The sequence below is a fragment of the Paenibacillus sp. FSL R7-0302 genome (assembly GCF_038006885.1).
Classification (GTDB): domain Bacteria; phylum Bacillota; class Bacilli; order Paenibacillales; family Paenibacillaceae; genus Paenibacillus_AQ.
Genome location: NZ_JBBOWB010000001.1, coordinates 5,756,434 through 5,768,929, shown reverse-complemented (window position 1 = coordinate 5,768,929; position 12,496 = coordinate 5,756,434). Strand labels below are relative to the sequence as shown.

7 protein-coding genes are annotated in these 12,496 nt (G+C 53.5%); 5 read left to right on the top strand and 2 right to left on the bottom strand.

Annotated features, from left to right (window positions below):
- Positions 1–54 precede the first annotated feature (54 nt).
- A complete protein-coding gene (locus tag MKY96_RS24885; RefSeq protein ID WP_340944161.1) occupies positions 55–1,224 on the top strand; it encodes a DUF4317 domain-containing protein in 1,170 nt (389 codons plus the stop codon).
- A gap of 425 nt (positions 1,225–1,649) precedes the next feature.
- Here the strand turns inward: MKY96_RS24885 and MKY96_RS24880 are convergent, their stop codons facing one another.
- Positions 1,650–2,252: a DUF4304 domain-containing protein gene (locus tag MKY96_RS24880; RefSeq protein WP_340944158.1), complete on the bottom strand. Its 603-nt coding sequence runs from the start codon at positions 2,250–2,252 to the stop codon at positions 1,650–1,652.
- A gap of 151 nt (positions 2,253–2,403) precedes the next feature.
- Here MKY96_RS24880 and MKY96_RS24875 point away from each other — a divergent pair, with 151 nt between their 5' ends.
- From MKY96_RS24875 to MKY96_RS24865, 3 genes are all read left to right on the top strand, one after another.
- Positions 2,404–3,138 (top strand): hypothetical protein, encoded by a 735-nt coding sequence (locus MKY96_RS24875; RefSeq protein WP_340944155.1) that lies wholly within the window; start codon positions 2,404–2,406, stop codon positions 3,136–3,138.
- Between the two features lie 273 nt (positions 3,139–3,411).
- Positions 3,412–9,723 (top strand): S-layer homology domain-containing protein, encoded by a 6,312-nt coding sequence (locus MKY96_RS24870; RefSeq protein ID WP_340944154.1) that lies wholly within the window; start codon positions 3,412–3,414, stop codon positions 9,721–9,723.
- 181 nt (positions 9,724–9,904) lie between these two features.
- Positions 9,905–10,327 carry an NUDIX domain-containing protein gene (locus MKY96_RS24865; RefSeq protein WP_340944153.1) on the top strand — a complete coding sequence of 141 codons (423 nt, stop codon included), beginning with the start codon at positions 9,905–9,907 and terminating at the stop codon, positions 10,325–10,327.
- Positions 10,328–10,334: 7 nt separating this feature from the next.
- Here the strand turns inward: MKY96_RS24865 and MKY96_RS24860 are convergent, their stop codons facing one another.
- The gene (locus MKY96_RS24860; RefSeq protein ID WP_340944150.1) at positions 10,335–11,276 is read right to left on the bottom strand and encodes an AraC family transcriptional regulator; all 942 of its coding nucleotides are present in this window, start codon (positions 11,274–11,276) and stop codon (positions 10,335–10,337) included.
- A 195-nt stretch (positions 11,277–11,471) separates the two neighbouring features.
- Between MKY96_RS24860 and MKY96_RS24855 the strand changes: the two genes are divergently transcribed.
- Complete coding sequence (locus tag MKY96_RS24855) at positions 11,472–12,491, top strand: glycoside hydrolase family 88/105 protein (protein WP_340944148.1); 1,020 nt, start codon at positions 11,472–11,474, stop codon at positions 12,489–12,491.
- Positions 12,492–12,496 lie beyond the last annotated feature (5 nt).

The window sequence follows — 12,496 nt, the reverse complement described above, 5'->3', positions numbered from 1 at the left end:
CTATCGTTTATACTGATACAACCAATTCATTTCATAGGAGCTGTGTCACAAGCCATGATCAAGAAAGAAGCCGCACATATACGCAAGCAGTTCAAGATGGACCATGATCAGCTGAATCTGTACGATATTCTGAATGTCTATATTATGAAAGAAACGAACGAAATCTACCACTTCGAGCGCCAGCCGTTCGCCATGCTGGAACGTGAGAAGCAGGAGCTGTATATGAGCAACTTCCGCAAGCTGCTGACGGGCGAGCTGGACCAGAAGCTGTTCGAGCTGAAGTTCCTGGAGGAAGCAGAGGAGCCGTCGCAGGTGATGCTGCACCAGGGGCTGATAACCGGTGACCCGGAGGAGTGGCAGGACCTGATGCTCATGCTGGTGGACAAAATGCTGGTGGATGCCAAGTATGAGAAGGATGCGGTCATCACATTCGTAAGGGGGCAATACTTCCGGCCGACCAAGGCGCGTAACGACGAAGCTGAGGAGACCGGCAAGGACGAGGTATTCGCGCATCCGTTCATTCTGTGCAGCGTGAATTCCACGGAGCAGCAGCGCAAGACGCTTCTGTTCGATTATGTGGAGCGGGAATTCAAATATAATATCATGGTTGATCCCATCATCAAGCTGAGCACGCCGGAGCAGGGCTTCTTCTACCCGAGTGTGACGGACAACTATTCGGATATCAACCGTGTGCTCTATTGCACAGGGAGTTCGAATAACCCGAATGCGCAATTTATCGAGCAGGTTCTCAATGCGGAGCGGTCGGTGACGGCGCTGGAGGAACGGTCTATTTTTGAGGACATCGTGAAGGAAGTGGCGGGCGAACAGATCGATGTGGCGACCATTGCCCAGGTGTACGAGGAGATTCATCAGGTGATTGAAGACAACGCGGAGGAGGAAGAGCCGCCGAGACTCGATTACCGCGATGTGGAGCGTGTGCTGAAGGCCAGCGGCGTGGAGGATGTGACGGCGGAGAAGGTGGAGCGCGCGTTCGAGACCATTGTGGACAATAAGCACTATGAGCTGAAGGCCAGCAGCGTCATCCCGAAGTTCACCTCCAAGTCGATCAAGATCGATACGAAGGTCGCTTCCATCACGATCAGCCCGCAGGACTTGAGATATGTACGGCAGGTGAATTACCAGGGCAAGCGCTGCATCATGATCGAGATTGATGAGGATGCGGTGATCGAAGGTTTCACGCTGCTGACGGAGAACTTATCCTAACCTGAACAGATGTATATTGAAAAAGGGCTATCCCGATGTCTCCTTACGAGAGCGGGAAGCCCTTTTATTTGTGGAGGGGCGAGTACGCACGGCCCAACCTATGCCACAACAAACCTGCCTTTCAAGGCACAACGCCAGCATGAAAATGAGTAGCGGGAGTTTATCGCAGGTTGTACCAAACGTATTTTCACAGAAAACCAACCACAATTGGACCGGGTGCGCCGCGAAGGCGAAATGTAGTCGGAAAACCGACCACAATTGGACCGTGTGCGCCGGGCAGGCGAAATGTAGTCGGAAAACCGATCATAATTGGACCGGGTGCGCCGGGTAGGCGAAATGTAGTCGGAAAACCGATCACAATTGGACCGTGTGCGCCGGGTAGGCGAAATGTAGTCGGAAAAGCGATCACAATTGGATCGGGTGCGCTAGGAAGAGCTTCCGTATTTCTCCCAGACCGCTGCATACTTCTTCTCCAAGATCCCCCAGCGCTTCTCGGCGCCGTATTTCGCTTGGAGCTGTTTCAGGTATTGCTCCGCAGTCTCTGTATCCCCAGTATCCAGCAGGAACCCGAAGGTCTCCTCACTTAAATGCAGTGCTGTCCGCTGCATATAGTATTCAATAATGGCCCTGGAATCGGTTAAGGTGTACAAGAATTGAAGACCCTGATCCAAGTGGAGCAGCAGGTCTGCCGTGAACTTGTCCACATCTACCTCCGGCGTCAGGAAGTAGCGTTCCGGGGCGGCGGGGACGATGTTCCCGATCCGGGTATAGAAGTGAGCCAAGCCCAGAGACACAGCAGGCCTATATTGCGCAAGATCTTCGGAGTGAATACTGTAATTTACATAGAAGCTGAGTTGCTTGTGTGTATTGTACTTATATTTCTGAATATTGATTTTATAGCTGAGCTGGCCCTCTGTTCTGTAGAAATTCAGATCCTTTGTACGATAATCCTGTGCGGCGAAAAAAGGTTTGACGTCTTGCTTGATGATCTGCTTGAACAATTGCTTCATATCTAACAATTCATTCATAGTAAATAAATCCTCCTTCACCTGGGTTGATAATAGGCTGCATATTATAACATGTGGCCGACAGCTATAATTGTACTATAAACAGGATCGCCTCAAATGACTTCATTCTGGGTAAATATAGGATAGGAGGCGGGAAAGGAGAATGGATTAAGTGATGAAGAATGTTAAGATTCTATTGTTTTTCTTTGGGTTTGCGGCTGTGATGGTGCTGCTGTTTGGATGGGGGCTGCCGGTAGTTTTTCAATTATTCCTACATAACGATTACATAAGAAGTCTGACGTTGCTGGTTGTGTTCAGTATTGTGGTGTTAGTCAAAAGGTTGAATTGGTCCGCTTATTTGGTCTTTGCCGTCGCCCTCTTCTCGTTCTTGGGCATGATGATCGACACAGCCGGGAACCCCGTAACCAACAAGCCGCTGGAATGGATCGTCTCACCTATAGGTCAATTGCAGCTGAACCAGGATGTTAATAATTATGCGCCAGGCCAATACGTCATTTCGGATAATCTCGCCGTTCTGAAGCCAGGTGGGAAGGTGGTCACGTTAAGTACCATATGGTTATACCTGTATCGTTTGGCCCAGTATATGGTGCTCTATTCGCTTGTAGGTACTTTGCTCGCAGCAGTCCGGGGGAGTAAGCCGGAGCGCTGGCCGGTGCCTGCCGCGGCTGTAGACGAGACGTTGACACCGGATATGGAGCAGCGGGTAGCCGCGGAGCTGAAGCGCCGGGAGGCAGCAAGCACTTCGTTGAAGGCCGTTCCCGAAGAAGTTCAGGAGCATGTCCGTCAGCTAAAAAAGGAGGGACAGCTCATTTCCGCCATCAAGCTGGTCCGCCAGCATACGGATATGCCCCTTGGTGAAGCCAAGCGGTATGTGGAAGAAATGTAGAAGATATTCATCAGCCCGTTCTGTTAAATCGGCAGAGCGGGCTTTTTTGCGCGCATTTTCATCTTTTTATTTCTTGCAAGGACTTAATACACATTTATTGTCGGAATATTTAAAAATAATTTGTCGGAATTGTTAACTTAATCTCGAAAAATGTCGATAAACCAGTATGAAAAACTAATGCTTGCTAATGTCGAGCATGTGCAGAGCATGTTCAGAATTTTGCGGAAGCGTTATCAATATTATGGAAATGGTCATTCGACAAGGAGGAAAGCGATGTTTAAGAAATTGGGGAAAATCGGGCTGGCTGTGGTATTGGTGATCGGACTGCTGCCCATGATGTCACTCCGTGTCTATGCGGCGGTGCCGTCGTTCAATGAAGCGGCTGATTTTGTAATTGAGCCTCCGGTTACGTATGCGGCGGGCAAGAATCTGGCAGATGCGCAGGGTCTACAGGATGGAAGTACGGCGGTCCTGCTGAATTCATTCGTCTATCAGGGGAATTCTTACACGGCATCTAACTCTTTGAGAGTCTTTAACAGCGCAGGAACGCTTATGACGGACGTTAACCTGGGCAGCCTGATGGACACCTATTACAAAATGACGTATGTGAGTATGCTTGCACTCAATAACGGCAATTTGCTGATTATGTACAGTAAAAGCGACTCCAGCGAGTACAACACGCAGCTAGGCACAGTTATCGAGAGTACACCAAATGCCTATTTCATAGTGCTGGATAAGAACGGCCAGAAGGTGACCGGCCAGACCCGGCTGAATACCTTCAGTGCGGCCAGTCTGCCGCAGCTAACGCGCTTTATCTCTGCGGCTGAGCTGTCTAACGGCGATATCGCTTTTTCCTGGCAACGAAATGACAATAAAAGCACGGTTACCCGTGTCTTCACTGCTGCCGGCGTACCGGTATCAAGCGAAACCCTGCTGGTAGATGCTAATGCGAGCATGTCCTACGTAGCCGCTGGTGATGGCGTGTATATGGCTGCGTACAATTCGGGACCCTCAAACGATAATATCTATCTGCAGTTATTCAATAACAACGGAACCTCCATAACCACCATTAATGTTGGCGCGAGAACGAATGAGAAGCAGCTGTATCTGTCTACGCTGAGCAACGGGAATTTCATGTTCAGTCAATACAGCTGGCAAACCGGAATTACCAGTGCCTCCTTATATGACAATGCGGGTGTAAGCCAAGGCGGATTTAACGTAAATGGTTCGCTGGGCGAGGCATCTGCCGCTGTCTATAAGGCAGGCGCACTGCCGGGATTCGTAACGGTAAGCACGGATGCCGCGTCGAATAAGGCCATTGACGATGCCTATAACTACGGCACAGAGTGGTCGGGAACCCAGTACGCTTACCTGAATTACTATGACAATGATGGAACCCTGCTGTATACAACGGATCAGGCTGTGGCTTCCGCTCCGGCTGTATTTCAGGGATACAATGAAGACACCTGGATGTTCAATGTGGAGTACTATGCGAAGTTCGCTGTATATCCGGCCTTTGGAGACAAGATTGTTTTCATCACAACAGATAACACAGATGCCACTCATTTCCGAATCACCGGCAAGCTGTTCAACAGGGTGGCCTTAACTCCGGTAGTGCTGCAATCGGCAGTAGCAGACGGCGTACCCGGAACAACCACTTCAACGAAGATTGACCTGACCTTTGATGCTGCGATAGCCGGGCTGACGGCAGATGATATCACCATTACAGATGGTACAGGCTCTGCGGTAAAAGGGTTCTTGAGCGGGTCGGGGACGGCCTGGAGCCTTGCGCTTACTTCAGTGACCGGCGAGGGCGATGTATCCGTAGCTGTGAATTCGCCAAGCGGATACACGGTCAGCGGTTCGCCGCTGACGGCAACCGTATCGCTGTTCAAGCCGGCGCTGGAGCCGACTCCGGCAGCGGTGATCGACTATGAGGCCGAGCAGCTGAGCGGTCTGACGGCGAATGGCACGTATACCGTGAACGGTACAGCGGTAACGGCGAGTGCGGCTGGCACGCTGGCGCTGGAGCAGAGTTGGCTGGGAGAGTCCCTGAGTATTGTGAAGCAAGGAAATGCTACGACAACCGTAGATAGTGCGGCGCAGGTGCTGGTCATTCCTTCCCGTCCTGGGGCACCAACAGGTGTGACGGCAACGGATGAACTGGGAATAGAAGCGAACAACGGTACACTTGCGAATGTGAATGCTGCGATGGAGTACAAGCTAAGTACCGGGGGAGTATGGACAGATGTGACCGGTACAGCAGTGACGGAACTGGCTCCGGGTACGTACGAGGTCCGTGTGAAACGGACGGCGTCGTCTTTTGTATCGGAAGCGCATAGTGTAACGGTGAATGCGTATGTGCCAACGGCAGAGCCGACCCCGGCAGCGGTGATCGACTATGAGGCCGAGCAGCTGAGCGGTCTGACGGCGAATGGCACGTATACCGTGAACGGTACAGCGGTAACGGCGACTGCGGCTGGCACGCTGGCGCTGGAGCAGAGCTGGCTGGGAGAGTCCCTGAGTATTGTGAAGCAAGGAAATGCTACGACAACCGTAGATAGTGCGGCGCAGGTGCTGAGCATTCCGTCCCGTCCCGGGGCACCAACAGGTGTGACGGCAACGGATGAACTGGGAATAGAGGCGAACAACGGTACACTTGCGAATGTGAATGCTGCGATGGAGTACAAGCTAAGTACCGGGGGAATATGGACAGATGTGACCGGTACAGCAGTGGCGGGCCTGGCTCCGGGTACGTACGAGGTCCGTGTGAAACGGACGGCGTCGTCTTTTGCCTCGGAAGCGTATAGTGTAACGGTGAATGCGTATGTGCCACTGGTAGAGACCACCCCGGCAGCGGTGATTGACTATGGGGCCGAGCAGCTGAGCGGTCTGCTGGCGAATGGTCTCTATACGGTGAATGGCACGTTATCAATACAGGCGGATGCGGCGGGCAAGCTGGCGCTGGATCGCTCGTGGCTGGGAACCTCCCTGAGCCTTGTGAAGCAGGGAAATACGTCAACGACCATTGACAGTGCGGCGCAAACCGTGAGCATTCCTGTTCGTCCGGCAGCACCTGTCGGAGTTACGGCAACGGATGAGACGGCGATTAACGCGAAGAACGGTACGCTTACGAATGTGACTCCGGCCATGGAGTACAAGCAAGGTGTCGCAGGCGCATGGACGGATGTGACGGGCACACAAGTGTCGGGGCTTGCTCCGGGAACGTACTACGTCCAGATCAAGGCGACTTTGACGGCTTTTGCCTCGGAAGCACAGAGCGTGAATGTTGTGGCGTATGTAGCGATACCGGAAGCGACCCCGGCAGCGGTCATTGACTACGAAGCTGAGCAGTTGAACGGTTTGACGGCGAATGGCCTGTATACACTGAACGGTACGTTGACCGTAACAGCGGATGCAGATGGCAAGCTGGCACTGGATAGCTCTTGGCTGGGCAGCTCCCTGAGCCTGGTGAAGCAGGGGAATGCGTCCACAACCATTGACAGTGCGGCGCAGAGCTTGACTGTTCCTGCCCGTCCGGCAGCACCTGCGGACGTAGCTTCAACAGACGAAACGGCGATTCAAGCGAAGAACGGTACGCTCACGAATGTGACAACAGCCATGGAATACAGACAAGGTACGGCAGGCGCATGGACAGATGTTCCAGGCACCAGCGTAAGCGGGTTAGTCCCGGATACGTACTATGTCCGTACGAAGGGTACGGTTACAGCTTTTGCCTCGGAAGCACAAGCTGTAACAGTGAATGCCTACGTGCCCACTCTGGAAGCCACACCAGCAGCGGTCATTGACTACGAAGCTGAGCAGTTGAGCGGTTTGACGGCGAATGGCCTGTATACACTGAACGGTACGTTGACCGTAACAGCGGATGCAGATGGCAAGCTGGCACTGGATAGCTCTTGGCTGGGCAGCTCCCTGAGCCTGGTGAAGCAGGGGAATGCGTCCACAACCATTGACAGTGCGGCGCAGACCTTGAACCTTCCTGCCCGTCCGGCAGCGCCTGCGGGTGTAGCTTCAACAGACGAAACGGCGATTCAAGCGAAGGATGGCACGCTCACGAATGTGACAACAGCCATGGAATACAGACAAGGTACAGCAGGCGCATGGACAGATGTTACAGGCACCACCGTCACAGGCCTTGCACCAGGCGTCTATGATGTCCGCACGAAGGCGACAGCAACGGCGTTCAGCTCCGTTGTGGTGGAAGTGACAGTGAATTCTTTTGCCTCTGAGGCAGAAGTGACGCCTGCGGCGGTGATTGATTACACGGCTGAGCGATTGACAGGTCTGATTCCAGAAGGGGTATACACCGTAAATGGTACGGCTGTTACGGCCACTATGGACGGAACGCTGCCGCTGGACAGCAGCTGGCTGGGAACCACCCTGATTATCGTGAAGACGGGCGACGGGGTGACCACCACCGATAGTGATGCGCAAGTGCTGGGTGTTCCCGCGCGTCAGGCCGCTCCAGTCGGAGTGAGTGTAACGGATGTGACCTATAACGGAGCCAATGACGGAACACTGCAGAATCTGACCGTCCAGATGGAATACCGGATTGGGGACACAGAGGCTTGGACAGAAGTTACAGACACTACAATTACCAATCTTGCACCAGGCACGTACTATGTGCGGGTGAAGGCTACGTCAACGGACTTTGCTTCTGCTATTGCTCAGGTGACTGTGCATGACTCGGATGCCGTGATCCCGGGGGCTCCAGAAGTAGTGGCGGATGATCTGAACAATACGATTGCTGGCCTGAACACCAGCATGGAATTCTCTGTGGATGAAGGACCCTTCCTACGTTATGACGGAACCAACCTGCCGGACCTCAGCGGCGAGCATACTGTGAAGGTACGGGTGGCGGCCAGCGGATCGGTTCCTGCGGGACCGGCAACTACGTTGACTTTTACAACGAATGTCTTGATCCCTGCCGGGGACTTGGCTGTGAGTGCCAGTGATCCGAGTGGTGCAGAGAATAACGGCTATACACAAATCACGGTTACGCCTGCACCGGCTGATGGACATAAGCTGCTGTATAAGAATTTTGGTGCTGGCAGCATCATCGTGCCGAATGTGGGAGAGCTCCTAACCGGATACACGCTTGTAGGCAGTCAGGGACTGATTCCGGCAGCCGACGGAGATACGATTGGCATTGCTGAGGTAGATGGTGAAGGTAGGGTGGTAAAATACGGCAGCGTCATTGCAGTAGTTACGATGACTACTCCGGTAACGCCGACTCCCGATCCGGTAAGCCCGGGAAGCGGAAGTAACCCGAACAGCGGGACCCCTTCCGGGAATCCGGCCAGTACAGTTACCGATGTGATTGTCCTTGTGAACGGCAAGGAGGAGAATGCAGGCAAAGCAACCACAACGACCATCGGCAATCTCAGAACAACGACCATTGCTGTAGATCCGGCCAAACTTCAGGCGAAGCTGGATGCCGAGGGGAACGGAGCTGTAGTAACTATCCCGATGATGCTGGATTCGAATGTGATTGTCGGCGAATTGAGCGGCCAGATGATCAAGAATATGGAGAATGTGGCGGCCACCCTGGTGCTTCAGACCAGCAAGGGCAGCTATACGTTGCCTGCATCCGAGATTAACATCGGCGCATTGGCCGCAAGATTAGGCAACGGAGTTAAGCTTGAGGATATTACGCTGAGAATTACCATTGGTGATGCTTCGGCTGCCATGAATCAGGTGGTTACCGCTGCGGCAGACAGAGGCGGCCTGACCCTTGCAACGCCTATTCTGGATTTCACAGTTACTGCTTCTTCAGGAACCTCAACAGTAGAGCTGAGCCGGTTGAATGCATATGTATCGCGGACAGTGGCGCTTCCGCAGGGGGGTAACCCGAACCGGCTTACCACGGGTATTGTTGTCGATCCGGATGGAACGGTGCGTCATGTACCGACCAGATTCATTCAGAAGGATGGTAAATATTACGCAGAGATCAACAGTCTGACGAACAGCACCTATTCGGTGGTCTGGCATCCGCTGACGTTCGCGGATGTGGAGAAGCATTGGGCGAAGAATGCAGTGAATGACATGGGCTCCCGTCTGGTCATTAACGGGGTGAACGAATCCACGTTCAACCCGAACGCTGACATCACCCGGGCAGAATTCGCAGCGATCATCGTACGCGGTCTGGGCCTGAAGCTTGGAGAGGGAGCTGCGAAGTTCGCAGATGTTCCGGCGAATAGCTGGTATGCAGCAGCAGTTGGGACAGCGTCCGGGGCGGGGCTGATTACCGGCTTCGAGGACGGAACCTTCCGTCCCGGAGACCGGATCACACGCGAGCAGGCCATGAACATCCTCGCCAAGGCGATGAAGCTGACCGGTCTCGCGGAACAGACGGGCACAGTGGACACCGCAGGCGTGCTTGCAGGCTTCACGGATGCAAGCCGCACGGGAGCCTGGGCGAAGGACAGTCTGGCGCTCGCAGCCTCCGCCGGCTTAATCACTGGCCGCAGCGGCAATAAGCTGGAGGCCAAAGCCAACGTGACCCGCGCAGAAGTGGCGGTGCTGATCCAGCGTCTGCTCCAGAAGTCAGAGCTGATTGATTAATGGTATAAACTAAACTGTACAAACCCCAAAAAGCGGATTCAGGCATAAGCTGAATTCGCTTTTTGGCGTTATATACACTTGCTGATTACCCGGGCGATTGGAAGCCTTGTATTTGCTATATGAGGTCTGGTTCTTGCTATAATTGACTTTAACAGAATCTATCATAAGAGGGGCGCGGCACGTGTTCATTGTTAACGTAGAAGCAGCAATCTGTAAGGAAGATAAGTGGCTTGTGATTACACGTAGTACCAAAGAAGAGCATGCCGGAGGGACTCTGGCTCTTGTAGGGGGCAAAGTGGAGATTGAGGGCAACACGCTCGAAATCCTCGAACGGACGGTGAAGCGCGAATGCGATGAGGAGGTTGGCATCGTGATCAAGGATGAGGTTACTTTTGTGTATAGCTCCTCCTTCGTAACTGAGGACGGACGCAATGTCATCAATATGGTCTTCCTATGTGAATATGACAGTGGTACAGCAACCACCCGGAGTCCTGATGAAGTGGAAGCCGTCCATTGGCTGACCCACGATGAAATTATGGATCACCCTCTGGCTCCTCCCTGGACCCAAGAGAGTATAAGAAGAGTAGCGCTGGCAAGAAAATAACCTGCACTCACACCCACCCCGTGAACTCCAGAATACTCGCCTTCGCCGACTGCGCCTCCGACTGCGCACCCTTGCGCCATTCCTTGGGCGGGACGCCCAGCAGCTTGGAGAAGCAGCGGTTGAAGCTGGAGATGGAGTGGAAGCCGACCTTCTCTGAGATCTCCAGAATCGAATCCTCCGTGCTCTTCAGCTGCTTGCAGGCTTCCTCAATCCGGGTGCTGCTCAGGAAATCCAGGGGGGCGGTGCCCATGATGTCATGGAATTTGCGGCGGAAGTGGGTGGTGCTTAAGTGGCACAGCTCGGCCAGATCATCAATGGTCATCGGCGTCATATAGTTCCTGGTGATATACTCCAGCGCAGGGGAGATCACGAAATCGCTCTTCAGGCTATGCCCGGCCTCCTGGCTGCTCAAGGCTTCGTTCGTAGAATGGATGCGGAGCAGCTCAATGTACAGGGACAGCAATAAGCCGTATGCACTCTCCTGATAATAAGGCTTCTGCTGCTGCAATTCGAGGACGATAGAGGTAGCCAGCGTATAGACTAGAGGGTGCTTGTCTCTGCTCAGAATACAGTTCGCGCCCTGCACTGCCCAGAGATTCGGCTCGAAGCCAGCGTAGGCGCTCTTGAAGGAATGCTGAAACAGATCCTCCGGTGAGAAGAACAGATAGGACCACAGACTGGCCTCTCCCGGCGAACTGTACGTCGTATGAGGCAGATACCGCGGCAGGAAGGTCACATCCCCGGCGGCAAAAGGCACGTTCTCGCCCTTAATCTCCATAATCCCGCTATCTGAATAGCAGATCCCGATCTCCAGGTGGTTGTGGAAATGCAGATGCTCGCTCTTGATGTCGGAGATCTTCCAGCGTTCGCCGCTGAGCAGCAGGACAGGGAACTGGATCGGCAGGCTGTAGTGGCGGTACTCAATGACGGGTTTCTTTTTTCTGGGCATCTTCAGCAGCTCCTGTCCTTCTTGCGTTAGAATAGGAATGAAGAATAAAGGGTCGAAATTGCGCAGTTTTGATATGAATGTGCTTAGATGTAGAACATTTTACTGCTTACAATAGATTCTGTAAAGCGCTTCCAAGCGGATGGACGGGTGGCAGCTGTCTTCAAGAGACGCGGGGAACAGGAGAGGGGAATACACATGCTTCAAGTCAACTATAACCGGGAAGAAATCTTAAGCGTAATCGATAAGGTTGCCAGGAAGACACTGGCGATGGATTTAACGTGGGAGTGGCCTTGCGGCGTTGCCTATTACGGGGTGTCCAGAGCTTACCAGACCACGGGGAACCGGGAGTATCTGGACCAGCTGGTGAAGTGGGTGGATGAATATATCGAACTGGGGCTGCCCGCCTTTACGGTCAACACCTGTGCCATGGGCCATATGCTGATCACGTTGTACGAGGAGACCGGAGACCAGAAGTATTGGGATATTGTGTTGAGTAAAATCGGCTATATCCGGGGGAGCGCGCTGCGGTTCGGGGACAATGTGCTGCAGCATACGGTCTCGGTATCTAATGACTTCCCGGAGCAGGCCTGGGCGGATACGCTGTTCATGGCGGCGTTCTTCCTGCTGCGCGTGGGCAGCAAGCTGGAGGATCAGGAGCTGATCCAGGACGCGCTTAACCAGTATTACTGGCACATCAAATATTTACAGGACCCCAGCACCGGCCTCTGGTTCCACGGCTATAACCATGTGAAGCAGGACCATATGTCCGGGCTGTACTGGGGCCGGGCGAACGCCTGGGGAGCCTATACGATGTCGCAGGTGAAGCCGCTGCTTAAGGAGTGGTACCTGTACCCGCAGTGCATGGATGTGGAGTGCTCGCTCCGGGATCAGCTGGCGGCGCTGAAGCTGGTACAGACGGAGAATGGCCTGTGGCGTACGCTGCTGGACGATGAGGAGTCCTATGAAGAGGTATCGGCATCCTGCGGAATTGCTGCGGCCATGGTGAATAACGGCAATCCGCTGCATACCAAATATGTGCAAAAAGCCCTGAAGGGCATCCTGGAGAACATCACTGAAGACGGACGCGTATTGAACGTATCGGGCGGCACCGCCGTCATGAAGGACCGTGAAGGGTACCGCCATATTCCCAAGGACTGGACTCAGGGCTGGGGCCAGGGCCTCGCGCTTGCGTTCCTGTCGGATCTGCTGAAATAGGAGGA